The sequence below is a fragment of the Alteromonas alvinellae genome (assembly GCF_902705805.1).
The window spans coordinates 17,516-44,379 of record NZ_CACSIH010000084.1; the positions used below are offsets into that span (position 1 = coordinate 17,516).

General features: G+C 45.9%; 16 protein-coding genes and 2 pseudogenes. 11 read left to right on the top strand and 7 right to left on the bottom strand.

Going from position 1 to position 26,864, the window contains the following annotated elements; genetic code table 11:
- The first annotated feature begins 143 nt into the window (after window positions 1–143).
- Window positions 144–749: a Tll0287-like domain-containing protein gene (locus tag ACX5KA_RS05505; RefSeq protein ID WP_458730610.1), complete on the top strand. Its 606-nt coding sequence runs from the start codon at window positions 144–146 to the stop codon at window positions 747–749.
- Window positions 750–810: 61 nt separating this feature from the next.
- Here the strand turns inward: ACX5KA_RS05505 and ACX5KA_RS05510 are convergent, their stop codons facing one another.
- Window positions 811–969 carry a hypothetical protein gene (locus ACX5KA_RS05510; protein ID WP_458730611.1) on the bottom strand — a complete coding sequence of 53 codons (159 nt, stop codon included), beginning with the start codon at window positions 967–969 and terminating at the stop codon, window positions 811–813.
- A gap of 107 nt (window positions 970–1,076) precedes the next feature.
- On the opposite strand from ACX5KA_RS05510, the gene ACX5KA_RS05515 reads away from it, so the two are divergent.
- From ACX5KA_RS05515 to ACX5KA_RS05535, 5 genes are all read left to right on the top strand, one after another.
- Window positions 1,077–2,657 (top strand): cytochrome ubiquinol oxidase subunit I, encoded by a 1,581-nt coding sequence (locus ACX5KA_RS05515; protein WP_458730612.1) that lies wholly within the window; start codon window positions 1,077–1,079, stop codon window positions 2,655–2,657.
- Window positions 2,654–3,790 carry a cytochrome d ubiquinol oxidase subunit II gene (gene cydB / locus ACX5KA_RS05520; RefSeq protein WP_039233673.1) on the top strand — a complete coding sequence of 379 codons (1,137 nt, stop codon included), beginning with the start codon at window positions 2,654–2,656 and terminating at the stop codon, window positions 3,788–3,790. Before ACX5KA_RS05515 ends, cydB begins: the two co-directional genes overlap by 4 nt.
- 10 nt (window positions 3,791–3,800) lie before the next feature.
- Window positions 3,801–3,914: a cytochrome bd-I oxidase subunit CydX gene (cydX, locus tag ACX5KA_RS05525; protein ID WP_014951149.1), complete on the top strand. Its 114-nt coding sequence runs from the start codon at window positions 3,801–3,803 to the stop codon at window positions 3,912–3,914.
- Window positions 3,915–4,143: 229 nt separating this feature from the next.
- Window positions 4,144–6,009 carry an ATP-binding cassette domain-containing protein gene (locus ACX5KA_RS05530; RefSeq protein WP_435786848.1) on the top strand — a complete coding sequence of 622 codons (1,866 nt, stop codon included), beginning with the start codon at window positions 4,144–4,146 and terminating at the stop codon, window positions 6,007–6,009.
- On the top strand, window positions 5,999–7,588 hold the full coding sequence (locus ACX5KA_RS05535) for an ATP-binding cassette domain-containing protein (RefSeq protein ID WP_458730613.1): 1,590 nt from the start codon (window positions 5,999–6,001) through the stop codon (window positions 7,586–7,588). Before ACX5KA_RS05530 ends, ACX5KA_RS05535 begins: the two co-directional genes overlap by 11 nt.
- Before the next feature lie 19 nt (window positions 7,589–7,607).
- Here ACX5KA_RS05535 and ACX5KA_RS05540 read toward each other — a convergent pair whose 3' ends face one another.
- The 3 genes from ACX5KA_RS05540 to ACX5KA_RS05550 are packed head-to-tail and all read right to left on the bottom strand — an operon-like array spanning window position 7,608 to window position 11,556.
- Window positions 7,608–9,176 (bottom strand): sugar porter family MFS transporter, encoded by a 1,569-nt coding sequence (locus tag ACX5KA_RS05540; protein WP_458730614.1) that lies wholly within the window; start codon window positions 9,174–9,176, stop codon window positions 7,608–7,610.
- Between the two features lies 1 nt (window position 9,177).
- Window positions 9,178–10,179 (bottom strand): LacI family DNA-binding transcriptional regulator, encoded by a 1,002-nt coding sequence (locus ACX5KA_RS05545; protein ID WP_458730615.1) that lies wholly within the window; start codon window positions 10,177–10,179, stop codon window positions 9,178–9,180.
- 18 nt (window positions 10,180–10,197) lie between these two features.
- Window positions 10,198–11,556 carry a GH1 family beta-glucosidase gene (locus ACX5KA_RS05550; RefSeq protein WP_458730616.1) on the bottom strand — a complete coding sequence of 453 codons (1,359 nt, stop codon included), beginning with the start codon at window positions 11,554–11,556 and terminating at the stop codon, window positions 10,198–10,200.
- A 205-nt stretch (window positions 11,557–11,761) separates the two neighbouring features.
- On the opposite strand from ACX5KA_RS05550, the gene ACX5KA_RS05555 reads away from it, so the two are divergent.
- The 3 genes and pseudogenes from ACX5KA_RS05555 (at window position 11,762) to nhaC (ending at window position 17,310) form a co-directional block, all read left to right on the top strand.
- Window positions 11,762–13,024 (top strand): sugar MFS transporter, encoded by a 1,263-nt coding sequence (locus tag ACX5KA_RS05555; protein ID WP_458730617.1) that lies wholly within the window; start codon window positions 11,762–11,764, stop codon window positions 13,022–13,024.
- 12 nt (window positions 13,025–13,036) lie between these two features.
- Entirely contained in the window at window positions 13,037–15,589 is a 2,553-nt protein-coding gene (locus tag ACX5KA_RS05560) for a glycoside hydrolase family 3 protein (RefSeq protein WP_458730618.1), read from the top strand.
- Between the two features lie 232 nt (window positions 15,590–15,821).
- A pseudogene (nhaC, locus tag ACX5KA_RS05565) lies at window positions 15,822–17,310 on the top strand (Na+/H+ antiporter NhaC).
- A 133-nt stretch (window positions 17,311–17,443) separates the two neighbouring features.
- On the opposite strand, the gene ACX5KA_RS05570 reads toward nhaC, so the two are convergent.
- From ACX5KA_RS05570 to ACX5KA_RS05580, 3 genes are all read right to left on the bottom strand, one after another.
- Complete coding sequence (locus ACX5KA_RS05570; protein WP_458730619.1) at window positions 17,444–19,327, bottom strand: GGDEF domain-containing protein; 1,884 nt, start codon at window positions 19,325–19,327, stop codon at window positions 17,444–17,446.
- A 136-nt stretch (window positions 19,328–19,463) separates the two neighbouring features.
- Complete coding sequence (locus tag ACX5KA_RS05575) at window positions 19,464–22,409, bottom strand: TonB-dependent receptor (RefSeq protein WP_458730620.1); 2,946 nt, start codon at window positions 22,407–22,409, stop codon at window positions 19,464–19,466.
- 67 nt (window positions 22,410–22,476) lie between these two features.
- A complete protein-coding gene (locus tag ACX5KA_RS05580) occupies window positions 22,477–25,161 on the bottom strand; it encodes a glycoside hydrolase family 16 protein (RefSeq protein ID WP_039221740.1) in 2,685 nt (894 codons plus the stop codon).
- Window positions 25,162–25,554: 393 nt separating this feature from the next.
- On the opposite strand from ACX5KA_RS05580, the gene ACX5KA_RS05585 reads away from it, so the two are divergent.
- On the top strand, window positions 25,555–26,547 hold the full coding sequence (locus ACX5KA_RS05585) for a cation diffusion facilitator family transporter (protein WP_039221744.1): 993 nt from the start codon (window positions 25,555–25,557) through the stop codon (window positions 26,545–26,547).
- 111 nt (window positions 26,548–26,658) lie between these two features.
- Window positions 26,659–26,864 (top strand): annotated as a pseudogene (locus ACX5KA_RS05590) (hypothetical protein); the annotation flags it as partial.

Sequence of the window (26,864 nt, forward strand, 5' to 3'; positions counted from 1 at the left end):
GGATATATTCATGGGTGGCTGAACATTAGTTTGTTCTAATTTGATTTTGGCAATTTATCATATTGGCATAGAGCTTGTTCACTGTTTGAGACAAACGGCAATACTTCGGTAGCAACTCATTCAATTCCAAAGAGAGTTTTATAATGAAAAATAGCGTAATGCTGGTGGCGATAAGCTTATTGGCAAGTAGTGCTCATTCATTGGCAGATACAGTGACTGCCAATGAGCAACAAAGTGAAAACAGTGTACAGGAAAAAGTCAAAGAAGCGCGATTACACGCAAAAGCACTGGGAGGCGCGCTAAAGTCACGACTACAGCAAGCAATTCAATCCGGAGGGCTAGAGGCTGGCGTTAACGAATGCCAGATTGCAGCGGCTCCTATTGCTCTGGCGCTTAGTCAAAACGGGTGGGAGGTTGGGCGTACCGCGCTGAAAGTAAGGAACCCAAACAATGCGGCAGATCAATGGGAGCGTGAGCAGTTAGCGTGGTTTTCACAGTTACTGACCGAAGCTAAGCAAGACAATTTGACCCCTAAAAGACCTATTGAAACTTATCAATACGATAGCGAAAGCGGTGAGTTTAGGTACATGATGGCGATTGAACAAGGGCAAGTATGTATGGCCTGCCACGGAGCCAATGTGGCACCGTCAGTAAAGCACGCAATTTTAGAACACTATCCCAATGATCAAGCTACAGGGTTTGAATTGGGTGATTTACGAGGTGCATTCACAATCACATATACACCCTAACGCGCCCTATTCTCTACCTCTCAATGTTCACCTACGTGACCTTTCTTTTGTGTCATATTTGTCATTTGAGTGACAAATATGGCGCATTGTTCACCATTAATTGTTGCGTTGGATCAATAAGCCAAACTCCCGGTCGTGGAATACTTTTTCCGCACAGTACGAAAATACCGCCGTTCATCGGTAATTGGGCTTGAGCAGCCAAATTACTGATGTATAGCATAAACCGTGCTCTTGCCATGCGGCATATTCATGTGTTCATCACTGAATTTTAAACCACTTTTTCTGCTAAGCGCTTAACGCGCACACGAAATACAAGGGAGATAACCCATGAGCGATACGTTAATAGAACTATCGCGGTGGCAATTTGCATTAACTGCAATGTTCCACTTTATATTTGTACCTTTAACTTTGGGGCTTAGTTTCTTACTTGCCATTATGGAATCGGTATACGTAATGACGGGTAAAGAAATTTATAAGCAGATGACCCAATTCTGGGGAAAGCTGTTTGGAATTAACTTTGCCATTGGTGTAGCCACAGGCTTAACCATGGAATTCCAGTTTGGAATGAACTGGTCGTATTATTCTCACTACGTAGGCGATATCTTCGGCGCGCCACTTGCCATCGAAGGTCTAATGGCCTTTTTCCTGGAATCTACCTTTGTGGGGTTGTTCTTCTTTGGCTGGGACAAAATGTCAAAGGTGAAGCATCTGATGGCGACTTGGCTGGTGGCCATTGGTTCAAACTTCTCTGCACTGTGGATCTTGATTGCTAACGGCTGGATGCAATATCCAGTAGGCGCTGAATTTAATTTTGAAGCTATGCGTATGGAAATGACCAGCTTTGCTGAGGTCATTTTTAACCCCGTAGCACAGGTCAAATTTGTTCACACTGTATCAGCAGGTTACGTGACCGGCGCAATGTTTGTGTTGGCAATTTCAAGTTACTACCTGCTTAATCATAAGCATATCGCCTTTGCGCGCCGTTCGTTCGCCATAGCTGCTAGCTTTGGCCTGGCCTCAACGCTTTCAGTGATCGTGCTGGGTGATGAAAGTGGTTATGAGCTTGGTGATGTACAAAAAGTGAAGTTGGCAGCGGTTGAAGCTGAGTACGAAACCCATCCTGCACCTGCGCCGTTTACTGTGTTTGGTATTCCAAACGACGAGAAGCAGGAAACCGAGTACGCCCTTCAAATTCCTTGGGCAATGGGCATTATTGCTACCCGTTCGTTAACCGAAGAAGTAAAAGGTATTAAGGATCTTAAAGAAGAGAATCGCGAGCGTATTCTAAGCGGAATTAAAGCCTATGAAGTGCTTGATGATGTAAGAAACGGCACCGCGACAGCTGAGCAACGTACTGCCTTCGACCAAAATAAAGACAGTTTGGGCTACGCTATGTTGCTAGAGCCTTTCACTGAGAACGTTTCAAATCCTTCTGATGCCGCGCTTCAACAGGCAGTAGATTACAGCATTCCGCCGGTTGCCCCACTGTTTTGGAGTTTCCGCCTTATGGTTGTGGCTGGCTTTATTATGCTTGCGTTATTTATGTGCGCCTTTTACTACAGTACTAAACACAAGATTACTAAGCCACGTTGGCTATTAAAAAGCGCGCTCTACGGTTTGCCGCTTCCTTGGATTGCCTGTGAGGCTGGCTGGTTTGTCGCTGAATATGGTCGCCAGCCATGGTCAATTGCAGAGGTGCTTCCGGTGCATACGTCGGTATCTAACCTCGCGGTAAGCGATGTGGTAATAACCCTAGTAGCCTACAGTGCTTTCTACACCGGCATGTTCATTATTGGTTTTTACTTAATGAAGAAGTTTGCCAAAAAAGGGCCAGTTCCACCTGAAGATAAGCAGTCTGACACTGAATTTGATCTTATTGACCTTGATGAGCAAGGAGCAAAAGCATGATTGATTATGAACTACTAAGAGTCATTTGGTGGTGCTTGGTTGGCGTTCTGCTAATTGGCTTCGCGGTTACTGATGGCTTCGATTTGGGCGTTGGAGCTCTGCTCACGCTTATTGGTAAAAATGACAAAGAACGTCGCGTAATGATAAACACGGTAGGCCCGCATTGGGATGGCAACCAAGTTTGGTTTATCACCGCAGGTGGCGCTATTTTCGCTGCGTGGCCGATGATTTACGCCACTGCGTTTTCTGGTTTTTACCTCGCGCTGGCCCTTACCTTAATTGCCCTTTGGATGCGCCCGATAGGCTTTGATTACCGCAGTAAATTACCTAACCCGCAGTGGCGTAAAGCGTGGGATTGGGCGTTATTTGCTGGCGGTATTATCCCAGCCCTTATCTTTGGTGTGGCGTTTGGTAACCTGTTGTTGGGCGTACCGTTTGAAATGGATAGCACGCTTAAATCAACCTACACAGGCTCGTTCTTTGGCCTTTTAACACCGTTTGCGCTGGTGGCAGGACTGCTTTCAGTGGCTATGTTGCTGAACCACGGTGCAACCTGGCTACAAATGAAAACCGATGGCTTCATTGAAGTTCGAGCACGTGCAGTATCGGTTGTGTTAAGCCTGACTGGTGTCACGCTATTTGTACTTGCAGGTCTGTGGGTAGCATTTGGATTAGATGGCTTCGTGATTACCTCGGCAATTGACACCATTGCTACGTCAAATCCACTTAAGAAAGAGGTTGCCATTGAAGCTGGGGCTTGGATGAGCAACTACAGCAAATACCCCTTTATGATTGCAGCACCTGTGTTGGGCATTATTGCGGGTTTGGCCTGTGCGCTTTTCTCTAAGAAGGGTAATGCAGGCATGGCGTTTGTATCGAGCGCGCTATTTATAGCAGGCGTTATCTTAACTGCTGGCTTTTCAATGTTCCCATTTCTAATGCCAAGCATCACTATGCCAGAGGCGAGCTTAACGGTTTGGGACGCAACGTCTAGCCATATGACGCTCAACGTAATGTTTATCGTTGCCTGTATCTTTGTGCCTATTGTACTTAGCTACACGGCCTATAGCTTTTACGTAATGCGCGGGCGTATTAAAAATGAAGACCTTGACCAGTCTCACACCATTTATTAAGGAGAACGCTATGTGGTATTTCGCTTGGATTTTAGGAGTTTTACTGGCGTGCTCTTTTGGCATTATCAACGCCATGTGGTTGGAGTCGACGGAAAATATGGATAGGCCCGAAGACCAAGAGTAGAAGTGGAGGTGGGCTGACCGAAGAACACGCCGTGAGCCCGTCCTTGGGGGCTTTTCAGCAGCGTCCCTGCTGCTGAAGGTTTGAAAACGGGTGAACACCGAGTCATCAGTTTAGTTGGCAGGTGTTGGAGCGTTCTTGCAGCCAGCCCACCACCACTTCGAAAAGAATGAAAAAAAATGCGAGATTTGCTCTCGTTACTAAGTAACGAAAAAGATGAGTCAAAACCACAGTGATCAAAGAAAAAGTTCCCAACCGGCAAACGCTCAACGCGTGGTCCAATAAGATAGATAAGGCGCAGTCGCTTGGCTTGCGTACCTCTCTTATGGCCCTAGTAATGGTTAAGTGTTTGTCGCTTTTTTCTTTGATTATTGGGTTCTATTATTTTTCACATATTGCTCATGACTGGGTAGTAAACCAGACTCCTGCAACAGCGAGTGATGTCACAGGACTTGCCGTTTCTCTGGGGCTTAGCTGGCTGCTACAAGGCGCATTCAATGCCTTATCTAGTAGTGCAAGAATGCAGGTGTTAAACAAGCTCGAACAGCACCTACAACACGTATTCATTGAGCGTCAACATGCGCTTATTCGACTGCACTCGGTTTACTATTGGCAAACGTTGTGGCTACAGCACTTACAGGCTTTTGCTGACTGGGCACTTGAATATCGAGTGCAGCAATTGATTGCAGTTGTTGTCCCATTATTTGCTTTAGCCGTTATCTTTTATGTGAACCCCATTATAGGGATTGGCCTACTGCTTACATTGCCAGTAGTGCCACTTTTTATGATTATTGTGGGTAAAGGGGCGGCAGCCCTTCATCGAAAGCACTTTATCGCCCTTGAACGTTTGGGAAGTTTATTTACTGATAGGTTAGCTGCATTGCCTATGCTGACTAGCTATCAGGCGCATCAAAAGCAAACTGCCCTGCTAAAAGATGCCAGTGAAAACTTGAATGCGCGTACTATGAAAGTAGTGAGCGTAGCCTTTTTGTCCAACAGCGTGCTCGACTTCTTCGCAACACTCGCGGTTGCACTTACGGCAGTATTTATTGGTTTTTCACTGTTAGGTGAATTGAGTATTGGGCCGGAAATAACGCTCCAGCAAGGCTTATGGATATTGCTGACCGTACCTTTGCTGCTAAGTGAAATGAAAAAGTTGGGGCAGGTATACCATCAGAAGGCGCAAGCGGAAGCAGCCAAAACTGAACTCGCGCCGTTATTCTCGTGCTTCACGCAAAATCTTGATAGTAGTGCAGTGAACGCGGTTAACATTGCCACATCCCACTATCATTTTTCAGAACACGGTGTATTGCTAACGGCTAACAATCTTAAGGTCTATGACATTAACGCCGGGCAAACTCACTCGCAAAGCTCTTGCGCTACAACGGATGTTGATGAGCCGTCTGTGCTTTTGCACGCTGAATCTCTAGAAGTATCAAAGGGCGACAAAATACTTATTAGCGGGCGCTCAGGTTCGGGTAAAACACTGTTATTAGAAGCCCTAGGTGGTCAAAGATCTAGCACACATACATTCAGTGAACCGGTAATTTGGATAACCCAGCACCCCGTGATCACGCCAGGTACCGTGCGTGAAAATTTGTGCTTGAACGACACCTATACAGACGACGCGCTTATGAAAGCGCTAGAAGCAGTAGAACTTGACTTGTGGCTGTCGTTATTGCCTTTGGGGCTTGATACGGTAATGACGGATTATCCGCTGCTTTCAGGTGGAGAAGCGCAAAGGCTGTCGCTTGCGAGAGCGCTGTTGCGCAAAGACAATATATGGTTGCTCGATGAACCCACGGCCCATTTACCTGATGCTCAGCACACAAGATTGGCACAGCTAATTGAACGATTGGGCAAAGATAAAACACTGATTTGGGCTTCTCACAAAGCCCTCCCTGCAAACTGGTTTAACCGCTTTTGGACGGTATCGCGAAGCACGCCTGAACAAGACGTTCTCTTAAAGTCAAAGGCAGGACTTAAAAGCAAGCTGGGCGCAAAACATGAAGGGCACCAACAAGGTTGTAGTAGCGTTGTAGAAACAAGTTTCAAGACGAATGCCAATCAAAAGGAGCGTAGCCTTGATGAAAAGTAAACCGGCTTATCTCACGCTGCTGCTTGCTCTTTTACACGGTGTGGCAGGAATAACCATTCTCGTTATTTCTTCGTGGTTCATCGCTATCAGTGCTATTGCACCTGTAGGTTTTAACTACGTTATTCCAGCGGTGGTCATTCGCGCGCTAGCGCTACTTCGCATAGCATCTGGGTATGCCAGTATGTGGGTGGGGCACAATGATTTACTTGCGCGTATCGCAGGGGTGCGACTACGTGTTTTTAGGCAACTTGAAAACAGTAAAATTACCGACAAAGCCTTCACCACAGAGGCGTTAGCACAGCACACCGAAGAGCTTGCCAGCCGTTGGATTGCATGGATAGCTCCGCTTTCTAACATTACATTTATATTCACAAATCTTTGCGTTGTTGCAGTATGGTTTGACCTTCCCGGCACCTCGTTCTTAATTACGCTTTTTGCTATTTGGTTAGTGGCAGTGGTGGTACAAGGCTTAGGTGCACTAAATATTGCCAAACGAGTAACGAAAGAAAATAAGGCATTTCGCCAGCAATCAGCCGACTTTCTTAATTGCAGCGCTATATGGCACTTAAATAAAGCAATGAACAACATGCCAAAGGAAGAGGGAAGGCATGTGATCAACAGCGCTCCGAGTGCTCATAGTGTTTGGCAACAACAAACTGCGCAGAAAGACAAAGCGCAACGCGTGAATTGGTGGTTTCAGGGGGCTGCATTTTCTACCGTTGTATTAGTCATGTCGGGCGTATTTAGCTCGCCATCTGAGATGTCGTATATGCCCACCGCTATTGTAGTACCTATGATACTTCTGGCTGCCCCTGATTGGGCTGGCGCGGCGTTTCACAGCATTACCAAGTTTGCACAGCACAAACAAAGCGTGAAGGCCCTTAAAAAGCTCAAAACCACACCCATTCAGGTGATCGAAAATACCGAACTACAGCATTCACTTACATTGTTTGATTTTGCAGCTAAAAACAGGCGTCTACCCTTGGTGAGCGCAACATTTCCATCCTCAGGGATCGTATCTATATCTGGGCCCTCAGGCTGTGGCAAGTCATCCTTGCTTCAGTCAATTGCTGGAGTGCTGCCATCTACAGGTATAAAAGAGGTGGATGGCATGCATATACCCGATGGCTTAATTACAAACTGGCGCTATGTGGAACAAGAGCCAATAGTACTTTCTGGCAGTGTCTCATCAAATTTAGACCCTGCCGGAATGGGTATTCCCCTTGATGACATGACTAATCTGTTGGCTCAATTAGGGCTAGAGGCACTGTTGCCGTTATCTATGTGGGTTGGCAAGGCGGGAAGGGCGCTTTCTGGGGGCGAGCGCAAGCGGCTTGCGTTAGCGCGCGCTATTTTATCTCACGCCAATATGTTGCTTGTTGATGAACCCTTCGAGGGCTTGGATGTAACTACTCAACATAAAGTGTGTGAGGTATTAAATCGCTACGCCGCCAACCATCTTATCCTTGTTGCTTCTCACGTTACGCCAAGCGCGTTAAATGTATCATCAACACTACTATTAGAAGAGGCGAGAATGGATAACCTTTGTGCAGGTCAGCATGCTATCAGATTGCCTTAATATACAGGATTGTCCTCAGCTAAGCGGATCGCTCAAATTCTTCTGTGATTTCCTCCAAGGTTCTCCCTTTTGTTTCTGGGAAGAGCTTGGCAACTAAGATCAGACTGACTAAGGCGAACCCGCCGTAAATTGCAAACGTGGCCGCGGCTCCCAAGTTGGCCAACTCCCAAGGGAAAACAACTTGAACTAGAAAACTGGTGAGTGAATTCACCATGCCCACTAATGAAATAGCCAAAGCGCGGGTTTGATTCGGAAAAATTTCAGCAAGCATTGCCCACATCACAGGGCCAAGGGACATCGCGAACGAAGCAACAAACGCAATGATGCCAAACAACACTAAAGGTGCATTCATATTAATACTGCTAGTTAGCAATGGTTGCTGATACGCATCGTATTCGTCGCTGGTAAGTGTGGTCTTTAGCGTGCGCTTAAACTCAACGTCTGAATAATAAATATCGTTGGTTAGTGGAGTTAGCTTTATTGCCACACTCGGCGCATCTTGCTGTATTTCGTTTATGGTCGTTTGCTGTACTTGATATGTCGCCTGTTTAAAGCCATAGGTACAAATAGACATGCTGATCACTACGCCAGTTAAGCCAATCAGTAGCAGCGGTTTTCTACCCCATTTATCAATAGTTAGCATAGCAACCACGGTAAATGCCACGTTAACCAAGCCAATCCATACAGCCTGCATAAATGCCGCATTGGTACCTACACCGCTTTGTTCAAAAATCGTGGGCGCGTAAAAAAAGATAACGTTAATTCCGGTAATTTGCTGAGCAATGGCAATGATAATGCCGACCATTAACGGAAATCGCATGGCCTTTGCCTTTAGAAAGCCTAGGCGTTCACGAAAAGGCCACGACTTTTCTTTAAGTGAAGACGCTATATCTTCAACAAGAGCACTGGCTTGGGCTTTGTCGAATAAGCGGTTTATAATCTGTTCGGCTTCCTCGTGTTGGCCTTTGAGTACCAGCCACCTGGGGCTACGCGGAATAGTAAACAGTAAACCAAACCATAGTGCTGCGGGGATAACCTCCAAGCCCAGCATGTAGCGCCACAAATGCGTATCTATACTCCATTCAGTAACCCAACCTGCACCGCTATTGCTGAGCTGCAACAGGTAATAGTTGGTGAAATAGGATAGGGCGAAGCCAAATACAATGTTTAGCTGGTTCACCGACACCATTTTGCCTCGGTTTTCTGGGGCGCTTATTTCCGAAATATACAGCGGGGCAATGATCAGCGAACAAAACGCAATGCCGCCAATAAAGCGAGAAAGCACTAATAGTTCGAAGTTAGGGGCTAAGGCTGAGCCGACAGAAGAAAGCAGGTAAAGGAAAGCGACAAGAATGAGTGCTTTGCGTCTGCCAATAGCGTCGCTAACGCCGCCTGCAAATAGCATGGCTATAAGCGCACCTAGTGTCGGAGAGCTTACGACGAAGCCTTGCTGCCAGTCGCTTAAGTTAAATTCGGCATCGATAAAGCCATTGGCTCCTGCTATCACACTGGCATCAAAGCCAAAAATGAACCCTCCAAGAGAGACAATGAGAGTGTAATACAGCGACGGAGACAGGGCTTTATTCATTTTATAATTTGCCTAATGTGTCCCTATTTATTACTTCGGGTTCAAATAGGTGCTCAATAGGAATGGGGCTTTTTATGTCATAAACATGTTGTAGCACCCAATAAGCAGCCATTTCTCCCATAGCGTGAATAGGGTTATTAATGGTAGTGAGTTTTGGATAAAGGTAGCGCGAAAACAGTACGTTATCGAAGCCAATGATAGAAAGCTGTGACGGTATATCAAAACCCGCTTCTCTTGCGGCGGTCATTGCGCCAGAGGCCATTTCGTCGTTAGCACATACCAATGCGGTAAAGTCAGAGAATGTTTTCTGAAGATGCTGCATACCTTCTTGGCCTGATGACTCGTGGAAATCGCCTTCAAAGACGCTCGTTTCATCAAAAGTTAGCCCTGCTTCTTGTAGCGCTCTTTTGTGACCTGCCAGACGATCGCTCGCATCCTTTTTAAATAGCGGGCCGCTAATGTACGCAATCTTTTTATGGCCAGCATCAATAGCGGCTTTCGTTGCCATGTAACCGCCTCTTTCGTTGTCCACAACAAAGCAGTTCTCGTCGAGAGCGTCCACTTTTCGGTTTATCACAACAACGGGGATCTTACTGTCTACTAGTGTTTTTAAGTAGTCATCGGAGACGGCTTCAGCGTGAAGAATCAAGGCATCGCAACGGCGGCTTTTTAAAAACTCAATGGCTTCGTGCTCGCGCTTTTCATCCACATGACCGGCGGTAATAATAACGTGCTTACCATTTTGTTTTAGCACATGTTCTACCGTACTCATCAGGTCGCCAAAGTAAGAGCCGTGCAGTTCTGATACGAGCAAACCGACGCTGTTAGTGCGGTTTGATGCAAGAGATTGAGCGATGGCATTGGGTTGATATCCCAACGATGCCATAGCATCCTCTACTTTTTTGCGGGTGCGCTCGCTTACCTTCGCGTTGCCATTCATAACGCGAGAAACGGTAGCTAACGAAACACCAGCAGCCTCTGATACTTGGTAAATTGTTGCCATACGGTTTGGTACTTGTCCTTATTTGATACCGCTAATGTACCCATTTATCCGGCTCTTAACCAGTTCTGAATAAGCCAAAGCACTTTGTTTTAGCGTACGTTTTTGGGTTTCGTAGTCAACATAAACTATGCCGAAACGCTTTGAATAGCCCAGTGCCCACTCAAAGTTATCCATTAGGCTCCACGCAAAATATCCGCGTATATCTACGCCTTTTTCTATTGCCTCATTTACCGCATTTAAATGTGTGTGAAAGTAGGCGGTACGCTCGTCGTCTAACACTTCACCGTCTACGAGCTCATCATCCATTGCGGCTCCGTTTTCAGTTATATAAATAGGCGGTAAATCGTAGCGCTGGTGTAAATCAACAAGCAGTTCGGTAAAGGCATCTGGGGTAATTTCCCAGCCCATTGCGGTTAATTCGGTTGTGGCTGGTGGTACAATTTCAAACCAACCGTTGCCATCGCTTTGATACACGGTGCGGGTGTAGTAATTAATGCCTAAGTAATCGATTGGTTGGCAAATAAGAGCCATATCACCGTCCAATATGTCAGGTTTTGCGTCGGCATCAAGCTTATCGATAATGTCTGGGTACTTACCTTCTATAATAGGCTTTAGATACCATTGATTGTGGTAGTCATCGGCCAGCTTGGCGGCGTGAATGTCTTCCTGTGAATCACTTCTTGTATGGCAATTACTAAAGTTAAGTACGATACCGTTTTGGCTATTTGGACAAACTCGGTTAAGCACCTTCAACGCTAAACCGTGGGCAAGTAATAAATGGTGCGCTGCCTTTCGACCATTTGCCATGCCTGTCTTTCCAGGTGCATGAATGCCTGCCTCATAACCCAAATAGGCTGAACAAAATGGCTCATTTAATGTAGCGTAGGAGTGGACTTTTTCGCCCAACGCGTTTGCTACGGCTTCAGCATATTTTTCGAATTCATAGGCTGTATTGCGATTAAGCCAGCCACCGTTATCTTCAAGATGTTGCGGTAAATCCCAGTGATAAAGGGTCACGAACACTTTCATGCCGCGCTTGATAACTTCATTGACTAAGTTTACGTAAAAGCGCATGCCAACTTCGTTTACGCTACCGTCTTGTTTCATTACTCGCGGCCACGAAATGGATAGGCGGTAAGCGTCTACACCAAGGGAGTCAATTAGCTCTACATCTTGTTTCCACAAATCAATGTGATTACATGCAATATCGCCATTAGTGGCGTCAGTAATCGCCCCTTTCTTTTCACAGAACGTGTCCCAGATACAATCCAATCTACCCTTACGGTCTCCCTCTATTTGGAAGCTCGATGTAGCCACACCAAACAAAAAGTCTTTCGACAACATCATTGAGTTGGATGGAAGGTTAATTTCTTGCATCGTGGAAATGTCCTGACTATAACAATTTCTTCATATTAACCCTGCGTTAGACAGAGCAAATAACATCATATTTACATTGAATTTGATTACGCTTCGTGTAATTATCTCTTTAATGTAAGCGCTTACAAAATTACTTGCAGTTGGATGTAAGCGCTTTCAAATGTAAATTTATCATTAAATAGAAAAATAGCAACAGAGGTTATTCGTGGACACACCAGTGCAGCCTAATATTTCAAGCGCCCAAGAGGCAGAGGCGAACGGTGGATACCGTTTTGCGCTTATCTCACTCACCACGCTGTTCTTCATGTGGGGTTTTATTACCTGTTTGAATGACATCCTTATTCCTTACTTAAAAGGTGCATTTAACCTTAGCTTCACTCAAGCAATGCTGATTCAGTTTTGCTTTTTTAGTGCCTATTTCATTGTTTCACTGCCTGCAGGCATGGTGGTATCGCGCATTGGCTACCAAAAAGGGATTGTACTTGGGCTCGCGATAGCCTGCGCGGGGTGCTTGTTGTTCTTCCCTGCTGCCTCAAGTCAAATATACGGTATCTTTCTGTTAGCTCTTTTTGTCTTAGCGTCTGGAATCACTGTACTTCAGGTCTCTGCCAACCCTTATGTAACGGCGCTTGGTGACCCTAAAACTGCCTCGTCACGGCTAACCATGACCCAAGCATTTAACGCTTTTGGTACAACTGTGGCTCCCTTTTTCGGTTCTTATCTTATCTACGGCGCAACGGGCGAGCACGGGGGCGGTACGCCAAGCGCATCAGACGTTCAAGTGCCTTACCTAATTCTTGCTGCATCACTGCTTCTTCTGGCTCTTATTTTCATGTACTTAAAGCTGCCGAAGCTAAATCACACCAGCGCAAGCACTGGAGTATTTAAAGGAGGTGCATGGCATCACAAGCACCTTGTTTTAGGCGCTGTCGGCATTTTTATGTATGTCGGCGCGGAAGTGGCTATTGGCAGCATGCTGGTGAATTATCTAGCGAGTCCGGCGGTTGGCGGATTAAGCGAGGCAGGGGCTGCCAAGCTACTTGCTTACTACTGGGGAGGCGCGATGGTAGGGCGCTTTATCGGTGCTGTGGTCATGCAAAAAATCTCGGGTGGCTACGTGCTGGCGTTTAACGCTTGTATGGCTATTGCGCTTATTTTGCTATCACTTTCAAGCACAGGAGACATAGCGCTATGGAGCATTTTGGGAGTAGGTTTGTTTAACTCAATCATGTTCCCTACCATTTTTAGTCTTGCACTTCACCAGCTAGGAAAAGACACCCCACAAGGTTCAGGCATCCTTTGTTTAGCCATAGTTGGCGGTGCCATTATTCCACTGCTTCAAGGCATGCTTGCAGACACCGTCGGCGTTACGCTGTCATTTTTACTACCCGCTTCTTGCTACCTTTACATTGCCTACTATGGCCTTGTAGGAAGTCGCGTATCTCACATTAATACCACTGAAAAGTAACGAGGATAAATAATGCGAAAAAGTATAATCGCGAAAGTTGTTACCGGTGCATTGGTTGGCGTTTTAGTTAGTGCATGTTCAGCTGAAAAAAATACGTCTTCAGTCGATGACGTTGAGCCACAGCCAAACAAAGCGGGCGAGGTATGGCCTAAACTAGATATTGAAGTTAAAACAAACGCTACTGTCGAAACCAAGGTAGAAGAAATTCTATCTACCATGACTATCGAGCAAAAAATTGCGCAGATGATCCAGCCTGAAATTCGCAATATCACGGTAGAAGATATGCGCAAATATGGATTTGGTTCTTATCTTAACGGCGGTGGTGCATTCCCTAATAACGACAAGCACGCCACACCAGAAGACTGGGTAGCACTTGCAGAAAAGCTTTATCAGGCTTCCATTGATGACAGTTTGGACGGCTCGACAATTCCTACAATGTGGGGGACAGACGCTGTTCACGGTCATAACAATGTTATAGGCGCAACTTTGTTTCCTCACAACATTGGATTAGGCGCTGCAAACAACCCTGAACTGGTAGAGAAGATTGCGCACATTACAGCTAAAGAGGTCATGGCGACAGGTATCGATTGGGTATTTGCGCCTACCGTTGCTGTGGTACGCGACGATCGCTGGGGCAGAACCTATGAGAGTTACTCTGAAGACCCAGCTATTGTTAGAGAGTATGCTGCTTCAGTGGTTAAAGGTCTTCAAGGGGCAGCTGAAAAAGATTTCTTAAGCGACCAGCGTGTAATTAGTACGGTAAAGCACTTTGTAGGTGACGGCGGTACGGTTGGCGGTGATGACCAAGGTGACAATGTTGCCAGCGAACAAGAGTTATTTGATATTCACGCCCAAGGCTATGTGGGCGGATTAACGGCGGGGGCGCAGTCTGTTATGGCGTCGTTCAATAGCTGGAATGGCGAGAAGCTTCACGGTCATAAATACTTGCTAACCGACGTACTTAAAGAGCAAATGGGCTTTGACGGGTTTGTTGTCGGTGATTGGAACGGTCATGGGCAAGTTAAAGGTTGCAACAACGAAGATTGTGCGCAGGCCATTAACGCAGGCTTAGATATCTTCATGGTGCCAAACGATTGGAAGGTGCTGTATGACAATACCCTAGCTCAAGTAAACGACGGCATCATCCCTATGTCGCGTATTGATGATGCGGTACGCCGAATTCTTCGTGTGAAAGTACGCGCTGGCCTGTTCGAAAAGCCAAGTCCGGCAAACCGCCCGTTATCTGGCGACCGTTCGCTTATTGGTAAGGCAGAGCATAGAGAAGTGGCGGCGCAAGCGGTGCGCGAGTCTCTGGTACTGCTGAAAAATAAAAATAAAACCCTCCCGATTTCTGCAAGCAAACGCATATTGGTAGCGGGCGATGGTGCGGATAACATTGGCAAGCAATCAGGTGGTTGGAGTATTACGTGGCAAGGCACAAATAATACCAACGATGACTTCCCTGGCGGCAGCTCTATTTATGACGGTATTAAAGCACATGTAGACAATGCTGGTGGTAACGTACAGCTATCGGTTGACGGTAGCTTTGAAACTAAACCTGATGTCGCCATAGTGGTGTTCGGTGAAGAGCCTTATGCCGAGGGTCATGGCGATAGAGAAACCTTAATTTATCAACACGGTAGCAAGACGGATCTAGCGTTGCTCGAAAAATTGAAATCTCAGGGCATTCCGGTGGTGTCGGTGTTTATCAGCGGCCGTCCGATGTGGGTCAACGCAGAGCTAAATGCATCTGATGCATTTGTTGCAGCTTGGCTTCCTGGCTCTGAAGGTGCAGCGGTGGCAGACGTTTTGTTTGGTGAGCAGGACTTTAAAGGCAAGCTGTCTTTCTCTTGGCCGTCAGAGCCTCAGCAGATCGTTAACAAGGGCGATGAAACCTATGAACCTTTGCTGCCTTATGGCTTCGGCTTAACGTACAGCGATGACAACGTTCTAAGCGATACGCTAAACACTGAAATTAGAGTCAGTACTGACAGTAACAAGCCGATGGAAATTCTAAAGGGCTCGGTTGAGGCACCTTGGGTATTATGGCTTTACTCTGGTGATGTTTCTCTGGCAGTGAACGCTAGCACGCATACTGTTGGAGCAATTACTTATCGTACGGTTGATAAGGAAGTGCAGGAAGATGCGCGTAAAATCACTTTCGATGGCACTGAGTTCGCCGCTATGCGTTTTGCAAGCAAGAGCTTTTTCCGTGAAGATTTAAGTGCGCAACTACTTACGCATGGTGCCTTAAGCTTTAACGTTAGTCGTCACTCAGACATAAATGCACCTGTAACGGTAGGCATGAACTGTGAAGGCGAGGGAGACGCAGCAGGCAGTTGCTCAACTCAAATTGATATTAGCGAGCAGCTAAAGGCGATGCCAGCTGACACATGGACAAACATAAGTATTGACCTACAGTGCTTTGTTGATGAAGGTATCGATTTTACCGGCCTTGTTGTGCCGTTTGAGCTAGGCAGTTCAGGTAAGGCAAGTTTGAGCGTAGCGGATATTCAGTTTACCCCTGAGGCTGACAAATCGGCGAGTATAAGTTGCCAAAACTAAACAGTCAGTAGCTCTCAACGCTACTAGAAAAAACAACGCCGCCAACCTCAAAAACTGGCGGCTTTTTTTTGTTTGCACCGACCTTGAGCCTTCCGTTTATCGATCTATTATGCAGTTCATCCCGTAGCCAACCTGTAATATAAACAACAATCGTTGGTGAGATGAAAGTAGATAAGACGTGTTTCCGTCCTGCATTCATTCTTGTCATTCGGGAAAATTACAGGGTAGTAAAATGACAGATGAACAGCGTGCTACACCAAGTCTCTTACTTGCGTTAACACCTGTTGTATTAACGCTTTTAATCCTTGGCACCCAGATATTTTACTTTGGTGTGTTTGAGCCTCATATACCTCTAGCCATTGGCATTGCATTGACAAGCTTTGTAGGTACCTATCTTGGCCTTACATGGGAAGAAGTGCGGGCTGGAATCTTTAAAGTTATCCATGTCGCCTTGCCGTCGGTAAGCGTACTTATTGTCGTAGGAATGATTATTGGTATATGGATAGCAAGCGGGACAGTCCCGACTATTATTTACTACGGCTTGAAAACCCTGTCTCCTCAGATATTTCTTGCAGCAGGAATGGTTATTTGTGCAGTGGTATCCGTTTCACTAGGCACAAGCTGGGGAAGTGTAGGTACCGTTGGCCTTGCCTTGATGGGTATCGGCGAAGGATTTGATATTCCTATGTATTGGACGGCGGGCGCAGTAGTTTCCGGCGCATTTTTCGGCGATAAAGTGTCGTCCCTGTCTGATACTACAAACCTTGCCCCAGCTGTTACCGGCACGGATGTGTTTTCACATATCAAAAATATGATGGCCACCACAATTCCAGCCATGGTTATCGCATTTTTAATTTATCTTGGCGTTGGCTTTTTCGTCATTGACGCTCAGAGTGTTTCGTTTGCAAAAATTGCAGGTATTACTACAGCATTAGAAGACAACTTTACCATTTCCGGCTGGGCGTTATTGCCAGCGCTTGTTGTTATGGGGTTAGCCTTAAAGAAAATTCCCCCCCCTTCCTGCGTTATTTGCAGGAGCGGTTGTGGGAGGAGCTTTCGCCATGTTTATGCAAGGTCAGAGTCTGCAAGCCGTTTTCGATTATGCAAATAACGGATATGCCATTCAAACCAATATTGTTGAAATAGATAGTTTGCTTAATCGCGGCGGCGTTCAGTCAATGATGTGGACTATTTCATTGGTATTGATTGCGCTTGGTTTCGGTGGAGCGTTAGAAACGACAGGCTGTCTAAGAAGCATCATCAATGCAATAAAGAGCAAAGCAAAAACCTTTGCTGGTACACAGATAGCAGCGGTTGGTACGGCGTTTTCTACTAATCTGGTGGCTGGCGACCCGTACTTGTCGGTAGCCTTGCCGGGAAGAATGTATTCACCCGTTTATAGAGGGATGGGTTATTCCACGCTTAACCTGTCCCGTGGCATTGAAGAAGGGGGCACGTTAATGTCTCCGCTCATCCCTTGGAATGCCGGTGGTGCGTTTGTGATATCTGCTCTTGGTCTGGGTATTTCTGGCGCAAACTTAGAAAACCTGCTGTACATCCCTCTTGCCTTTGCTTGTTGGACGGCGCCCCTAATAGGGATATTTTACGCCTACGTTGGCTGGTTCTCACCCAAAGCCACTAAAGCTGAAAAGGAAGAATGGGAGTCTTCTGGGGCCGAAATAGCGAAATTTAATAAGGACGGAACGCCCGTTACCGAGTAATGTTGGATAAGCGAAAACAGTTGCTTGAAACGCGCGAGTGACCGTAGCTAAAACTCGTTACTACAGTGTTAAAGTCTGATGACTCTAATACTGTAGTACACTCGACTTATTGGCGTTCAATTCTTTGGTTTTCTTAGTCATCCTGACTGAAAATACAAACTCTATTCCTACCAAACCTTTTAGCGACATAAAGCGCTTCGTCACACTGCTTAATGAGATTCGATATTTCAATCCCTGTTTGATACTGCGCAATGCCAGCAGAAAAGGTTTGTGCGCTGATATTTGGCGTAATACGCACTTTTCGATAACTATCAAGGATAGAGCTAACAACTTCTTTAGCCTCGGCAGCCGACGTGTTAGGAAGGCACAGAATGAACTCCTCTCCACCATAACGTCCAAATGTATCTGTTTTTCTAATGGACTTGGAAACGTGTTCACAAAAGGCTTTGAGTAAATCGTCCCCACACTCATGGCCATAGTTGTCATTGATTTCTTTGAAGTTATCTAAATCGATTAACACCAAAGATAAGTCGTTTTTATACGCCTTTGCTTCATTTAGCTCTAACTGCACTGCGCCGAGTAAACTTCTTCTATTACGAACGCCTGTGAGCGTATCTACGGTCGCTAATGTTTCCTGTTCTCTTTTCAACCTTCGCTGGACAGCATATAGATAGCTAATGAGGGCTAAAAGTCCTAATAAAGTCAGCGCCCCAGCAGTAAGAATTAGATTCATTCTGTTGCTGTTTGCAAGTTCCAGTTGAGATGATTCGTGCTGTTGTTTTAAGAGTTGTAGTTTTCGCTCAGCTAACGCACTTTCATAATAGTCGCTAAACAGTTCTTTTCTGTCGTCAGTTTGATAGTAAAGAGATTGATAAAAGTTCTTACTGTCTCGCAATGCTGAAATGGCAGCCTCTTTGTTCCCCAGCTGCTCGAAAAGAGAAGACTGAATAGATTTGAATTGCGCCCAATGTAAGTCTGATGAGCTGTACTCGTCATTTAAGTTGTCGATAATCGCGGCCGACAGTGCTTTAGCGCTTTCAAATTCTTTCTGTTCTACTAGTTCTTTAAAGCGAGAAATTTGATAGGTGTTAGTGTCATATGAGATTGGTAGTGAAGATACAAAGTGCTCAGTTTTCTCAATTAATTCATGAGCTTTATTAACTTTGTCTAGAGAATAAAAATAATCGATTTTTAAAACTATGCCATATACGTACGAGTCCCAGTCCTCAATAGAGGTAGCGTACTCAACATATCGTTCAAGGATGGCAAAAGCCTCATCTATTCGACCTGAATTTTCAAGGCTTCTTCTTTGGCAGTCGAGGGCAATTTGATAATATCGATGAGGGCTTGCTACAGGCCTGTCTGCAAAGAATTCCTCTGCACGCGAACACAGTTCTAAAGCGTGACTGTCTTCACCCAGATAAGACATGTTAAGCCCTATCTCCAGTTCCATGTTTTCTATTGCGCCATCGCCAAAGAAGCGTTTTTCGGTTAATGAAGGCAGTTCGCCTAACACTTTCGCGCCTGAGTTTAGGGATGCTCTAATTAGTCCCATTCTCGCTAGAAAAATGGATTTAGTCGCAATAGCGTCAAAGTAAAGCTCAGGGTCATTGTCGTTGGCAAACGCTATTACTTCGTCAATAGTGCTATGGGCTAAACGCCACTTTTCCTGAATGGCGAGGTTATAAGCTGACAGAATGTTGTGTCTGAAATACAACGCTGGGTGTGAACGCTTTATATCTTTTAAGTGGTCTTTCGGGGCAAGTTTGTACTCTTCGAATGCCGTGGGATGATCAACCATAGATTGCAGTAAAGCAATGTAAACAGATGCAAGAGATGACTGTTCAGATAAGACATCAGAGTCAGAGACTAATGCCGTTAACTCTTCTTCACTGTCGGGTTTACTGCCTATAATTTGGGAATACGCTTGGAAATATCTATCATCGTCAGATGCGAAGGTATTGTTTATTCCCAACAAAAATAGCACTAGTACGCTAATACACTTCTTATACTTCACTCGCTTTCTTCTTTTATTACTCGTACCTGAGCTTGTCTAGTGAGGTTATCAAATATTGGAAGAAATGTTTGATAATTCTAGCGTGCTAAAACAAAAAAGGGCCTGAAAAGGCCCTTAGTATTATTGCTCTATCAACTTAGAAAGTATATCTAGCGCCAAGCGTGTAGCGAGGTCCGTACTGACGAGCAAATAAGAATTGCTCTTCGAATCGGCCGTAGCCACGTTCTGTTTCATCGTTGATGTTCACGCCTTCTAAGAACACGGTTAGGTGTTCGTTAACGTCGTAGTTGATGCTGGCATCAATTTGACCGAAAGTGTCGAACTGAGTAGCTGGGTTATCTGAAGAACCTTGTGCTTGGCCAATACCCACAACATAGTCTGAGCGCCATGCATAGGTCACTTTTACAGAAAGGCCTTCTTTCTCATAAAACACTTGGAAGTTGGCCGAGTCACTGATACCTACTAGCGGGTCTTGCTCGTTCAGGTTGTAAGGATCGTATTCAACGTCACCGTCAACTAACGTTGCGTTGGCGCCGAAACCAAAACCAGTGTCGCCAAACGTGTGCTGTATAGCTAGCTCAATACCTTCAACCGTTTTTGAATCGCTGGAATTACCAGGCTGTGTGGTACGCCACGTGATTAACGGGTCGTCCGCATTAGGGGTTACCACACCGTTTTCGTCAGCATAGCCGTTATCAATAAAGTAATTATAGATAGCGCTATCGGTGGCTTGCTCACCAGCTGCCGTTAATGCGGTCACGGCTTCGTTCCAGCGAGGGCCTTGATAGATGTCACGTAAACCTTCGAACTGCTGATCTTGACCTGTGGTTGTAATGTAGTTTTCAACCGACTTTCTGAATAAACCCACGGCAAGCATGCTCGACTCGTCGTAGTACCACTCAAATGAAAGGTCTAAGTTAGTTGACTCGAACGGTAGCAAGCTGGTGTTACCCGCCGATGCGGTTCTCGCGCCAATTTTAGGGCTTCCACTGAATGCCAAGCCACCTTGTAGTAAGCCAATCGGCGCTCTGGTAATTGATTTACCCCAAGAGAAACGCGCAACAATGTCATCCGTCACATCTACTTTTACGTCGAACATGGGTAATAAAATGTCATATTCGCCAGTAAAGTCTTGCACCTGTAGCTCGTCTTCAAACTGCGTGATCCACTCAGAAGCTGCGACCCAATTTACCTGCACAGGTACACGAACCTCCGCAGAGCTTGGCACTTCTGTTTCTTCGTAGCGTACACCAGCATTTAGTTGCACGTAATAATCACCGACCTCGAAGTCCCACTCTGACTGAACATAAATAGAGTCGGTAATTTCCTCTACGTTACTGACAGAAGGCGCACCGCTGAAGTAAGGGTCGATAGAGTAAGCGTTACTCTCGCCAACGACATCACCAGTAATGAAAGCAAGTTGACGGGCAATGGCTTCGTCAAAATCATAGGTGTAATAGTAACCTGGATTCATGCCTGCGCCGCCACCGTCAAAGGCGTCTAGGAAGCCTGATGTGTCATTGCGAATAAACATGCTGTCTGGGAAAATTTCTGTGAAAGATGGACTAAAACCCGGGCCGCCGCGTAGTCCGCTCCACGCTTCAAAACCCGTCAATGCTTGTTCTGTTCGGGCGTAACCAAAGTCAATTTTAACCAGTGGTATGTCGAAAGCTGAGTTATACCACGTGCCGTCAAGCTGCAGTTGCTCAATATCAGAGCGACCTGGTGAGTAAATGAATTGGCTGAAGTTAGAGTCAATTTCACTAGGTAAGATTTCATTCGTACCGTTGTTCCAGTTCACATAAACTTGTGGAATCTCGCCTGCTCTGTAGTCGTAAACTTTTGACTCAAGCTGGTTTGAGCCCAGTATAATTTGGCCAGAGCTACCCAAACCTTTGTCATAACCGTTATCAATCTCGTTGTAAGAATCGTGGTAATCCAGACGGAAATGCCAATCGTCAGACACTACCCAGTCTAAGTTTACACCAATTGAACGCGCGTCAACTCGCGTGGTTTCGCGACTGGCAGTAAACGAGCCGTCGTCGCCACTAATATCGGCATAGACTGCTGTACCATTTTCGTCTAATTCGTACGCATTAATATTAGCGCCAAAGTTATTCCAAATACCCCATCCCACTGTGTTGGTGCCAGTAGTGGCGCGTGTTGCAGTGTAATCTATCGTTGCCGTAAAATCGTCAACTGGGCGAAATTGGAAAGTAACTTGGGCGTTTGAACGCTCACGCTGAACGTCAGTAATGCTGTAGTTCATGTCTTTAGGGAAGAACGCAGCGTCGGTAATATTGGTGCGGTTATCAACCACATTTTCAGGGTCTAAGTCAGGTAGTGCAGCGTTTTCTTGAAGCTGCCAGCCTTGAATATTTGCCGCTTGTTGTTGAAAGTCACGTTCTTGATGAGAGAATGACAGACCAAATCCAAACATGTCATCGGCAAACGTGTTGCTGTAGACACCAGCAATTTCAGGGGTTACGTCATCACCCGCTTCGTTAGACGAGTCGTAAATACCTTTTACTGAAATAGTGGCGTTTTGCCCTGACTGGGCCAGCGGCTTCATGGTAATAATATTTACCGTAGCACCTAAGCCACCACTAGGGTTTTCAGCGCGAGCGGTTTTTTGAAGCTCTAAAGTGCTTACGCCTTCAGATGAAAGGTTGGCAAGATCAAACGAACGGGTAAAACCGGTCCCCGGCATCTGGCGACCGTTTAGGGTTATCAGGTTGAATTCTGGACCGAAGCCACGAACGGTAATTTGGCTACCCTCGCCGTTATTACGGCTAATGGTTACACCCGTAATACGCTGGAGTGCTTCAGCCAAGTTGGTATCAGGAAATTTACCTAGTTCTTCAGCTGATATGGCGTCTACCACGCCGCTTGAGCTGCGCTTTAAGTCCATAGAGCGGATCATACTGCCGCGAATACCGCTAACTTGAATAACTTCTACTTCGCCTTCTGCGGGCGTTGCCGTATCTGCTTCTTGAGCGTATGCGGGTAGCACAAGAGAAGAGCCCATCAACAAAGCCATTGATGTGGCAAGCTGGGTCTTTTTAAAAGGTGTGTTTTTCATAATTGCCCTACTAATTCTTATCAATTTTGTATGCCCCCTAAGCACAGCCTAGGCGGCACATGCTTTGCTATTGAGCTGCAATTTCAACATTATCAATGCGGTATACTGCGCCCTCACCAGAGCCCCATGCAGGGAACATCATGATGACGTTGATTGCACTGATATCCAGACCTAAGTCATAAAGCGTTTGAAGAGGGAATGTATAGGTTTGCCATTCGCCTTCAACAGGGTCTACACCTTCAAGGCTAGCTGAAATAGGAAGTTCTACGGCTGATGACACGTTGATTGATTCAATTTTGAACAACCAAGGCGCTGATGTATCGTTAGGCATAGAGCTTACTTTCATTTCAAATCGCACAGCACCATCAGTTAGTAGTGCTGACGCGTCATAAGAGTGGCCGTCATCAGCAATGATGCCCATAACCGTTGGCGTCGCGCCAATTCGGAACTCGGCTACAGTGCCGTGGTCCGCATCATCTACTTCTTCTGTTGGGGTTGAGCCACCGCAGCAGTCCCAGATACGCCACTGGTCTGCCGCAGTGTCTGCGAACAAGGTAATCCCAGACGCTGAAGGCGCGTCTTGACCACTGTCCGGGTGATATATTTTCACGTTGTCTAGGCGATACACGGCGCCTTCACCAGTACTCCAAGCAGGGAACACCATGATGACGTCTATTGCGCTAACGTCTAAGCCGCGAGCTTGTAGGTCAGAAATAGGGAAAGTGTAGGTTTGCCACTCACCTTCAACAGGCGCTTGGCCTTCAACGCTATCCGCTAAAGGAAGCTCGACTGCGGTTGATGCACCGTTTGACTCAACTTTAAATAGCCATGTTGAATCTGGGTTGTTTGGAGTGCTTAACACACGCATTTCAAACTGTAGTAAACCACCGTCAGTTAGGGCTGTGGCATCAAATGGAGTATCACCACCACCGGCAGCAGAGCGAGTAATAAAGCCCATTACGGTAGGTTCTGCGCCAATGCGGAATTCTGCCGTTAAGCCGTGCTCTTCGTCATCCATTTCTTCAGTTGGGGTAGAGCCACCACAGCAATCCCACATGGGCCAATCAGGGTTTTGGCCATCTTCGAAGATAGTTAGTTCAGGATAAGAAACACCGCCTTCTTGTGAAATTTCAACGTTTGTCATGCGATAAACTGCGCCATTTCCAGTATCCCAGGCAGGAAACACCATAATGACATCAATAGCGCTGGTATCTAAGCCTGCTTCAGCAAGCGCACTTAGTGGAAATTCATAAGACTCCCATACACCTTGCTCTGGCGTGTCACCTGCAGTATCTGCTGGACCCACGTAACCACTCATTAAGGGCAGTTCTACCGCAGTGGAGCCTTCAGAACTTTCAATTTTAAATAGCCAGTTTGTGGTAGCGTTGTTGGGTAGAGAAGTTACTTTTAGATCAAACTTAACACTGCCTGTTTCTTCTATTGGCGAGGCATCAAAAGGAGAAGCCTCACCTTCTGGGTCTGTTATAAATTGTCCTCGACTAATAAAGCCCATTACGGTAGGTGCTTCGTTGATCGTAAATTCGTAAACTTGACCTTGCTCAGTGTCCTCAACTAAAGCTGGGGTAGTGCCGCCACAGCAATCCCATGCTGGCCAGTTCGGGTTAGGCGCACCATCAAAAATCGTTAAGTTTTGAGGAATGCCAGTAGAAGGCGGAGAAGGGATAGGGGCTGCACCTTCAACCAGTGCGTCCTCAAACGAGTCGTAGCCAGGGCGCACAGTTTCACAGCCTTTACCAGTGTCTGGATCAGAGGCACATTCATAAACGCGAACGTAATCGATTTCAAAAGTTTGGCCGTTTGCAAATGCTTCGGCATCAATACCCGTTTCATTAACTGCTTCGGGCCAATTTCCGCCCACCGCAAAATTAAGGATCATGTAAAACTCTTGGTCGTAAGGCGCATTATTCCATTGGGTTTCAAGTTCCCCGGTGACTTGGTCGAAGTACTCGGTATACCATCCGCGATGAGAAAGCCCCGTTGCATCACCATTTGCGTTATAGCGAACTTCAGAACGACGCTGAGTTGCGTACAAATAGCCGTCCATATACCAGCGAATTTCACCTTCTTGCCATTCTATAGCGTAGGTATGGAAGTCATCAGCTGGGTTCGCGCCATCAGGAAGAGAATAAGCTTGACCAGAGCTGTCATTGTTTGGCCATTCTTGACCATAGTGAAGGGTGCCGTAGATGTGGTTTTCAGGGGTACCTTCTGCGTCTGCTGCTTTCAGGTTTACCGCTTCCATAATGTCGATTTCACCAGAGCGAGGCCAGCCGCCATATACAGAATCAGTAGGCATCATCCAAAACGCTGGCCAACTACCTTGCCCTTCCGGAAGTTTCGCGCGCATTTCAAAACGGCCATATTTAAAATCGGCTTTGTATTGAGTAATTAATCGGGCTGACGTGTAGGGCTTTGGTGCACCTTCTTCGGCAGGAAGCGCAACAATTTTTAGACTACCATCAGACACAAATGAATTGTCTTCACTGTCTGTGTAGCACTGGGCTTCATTGTTACCGCCACCGTCGCAGTTTACTTCATGGGTCCAGTTATCATCGTTAATACTGGTTCCATCGAACTCGTCGCTCCAAACAAGCTCCCAGTCAGTAACGGGAACCGTTGCGTCAACAACGTCGATATCCGTAGAGGTTGTTGCTCCACCTCCACAGCCAAATAGGGTTGTGACTGAGATCGCGGCTGCTATCCGCGAGAGTTGAGATGCTTTTTTCGTCATTGTTTTCAGCCCTGATCAAAAGAAATTGGGTTTTTATGTTGTGGCAAATGCCACGTAAAAAGCTTGTGTAAGCGCTTACAAAATAAGTTAAATAAAAATGGCTGTTTGAAAGCGCTTACATAACATTAAGCCACTGACACGTAAAGATCAATACTGTTCTCAAAAATTTAACATTTGGCTGTCGGTCTTATTTTTGTTGTTTTTGGTTTATTTTCAAATAAAACAATAATATAAGGTTGTATTAGGAGGTTGGTTAAAATTTAAAGGTGCTTGTTTCACTCACTATTTACAAATTATCTCAGGGACTTGTTAATGATCTGTGCTCGATATTTTGTTCGCACCTGTGCACACATCACGTTAAGCTCAACGTACGATCTCATGTGAGTTGTTATTATGCATCACCACAATCACAGCACTACCGCCTCTAATCATCATAAAGGTCAGCATCACGGCCATCACCACGGTGCGCATGCTGAAGGGCTAGGCACAGATTCCACACGCATTGGATGGGCGTTCTGGCTAAATTTCATCTTTACTATTATTGAATTCATCGGTGGTTGGCTTACTAACAGTGTCGCCATAATGGCAGATGCTGTTCACGATTTAGGAGACTCTCTATCCATAGGTCTGGCGTGGTATTTAAGTAAGCTCGGGAATAAAGCATCTACCGAAAAGTATACGTATGGCTTCAAACGGCTAAGCCTTATGGGAGCTATGATCAACGGCGTTATCTTGGTGATTGGCTCAATTTGGGTGTTGTCTGAGGCCATCCCTCGTTTATCTAACCCCGAAATGCCCGTTACAGAGGGTATGATTGGATTAGCGATCCTCGGTATTGTCGTGAATGGATTTGCAGCTTATAAACTCCACGGCGGTCATTCGATGAATGAAAAGGTGCTTAACTGGCACTTAATTGAAGACACGATGGGGTGGGTAGCGGTACTGGTAGTAGCTATTGTGCTCCATTTTGTTGAATGGCCTATACTTGACCCAATTTTATCTATTGGTTTTACGCTATTTATTTTGGTCAATGTTGTTCGGTATGTTGTGCAGACCATGTCTTTGTTTCTACAGGGCGTACCTGACTTGGCTACAAGGAATGCTATTAGCAACGCGCTTTTGAAAATCGAGCACGTTGAAGAAATTCACCATGTACATTTTTGGTCGCTTGACGGAGAGCAGCACGTGCTTACTGCACACGTGGTAATAAACTGTGCAATAGAGAATGACAAACTGAGAGCACTCAAAAGGGAAGTTCACGAGCGTTTAGCCCCCTTTGAACTTGCTCATACCACGATAGAGTTTGAGTTGCCGGGTGAGCCATGTCGTGATGATAATGACCATTTACACGCCCACTCTCACGAACATCAGCATGAAGAACTATAAGTTGCGTTAAACTCTGGCGAGAGTAGGGATTCGTTGTCTATAGGCCAACGAAAATCAAGCTTTTGTAGTGATAGGCCTTTTTAGCAATAACTATAATTAATAAATAAAAGTATGAATATCAGATATCAAGCGATTCTCCCGGGAGTAAGCGTTTCGGTCATTACCGGCTTGGCGGCTCTTTTTCTCAGCGAGCACTACGGTTCCCCTGCCATGCTGTTTGCTCTTCTGATAGGAATGGCTGTTTCTTTTCTCTATAGAGCTGATTCACCAAGTGCCGAAGGCATTGATTTTTGTTTGCCCAGCGAAGCTGGCAAACC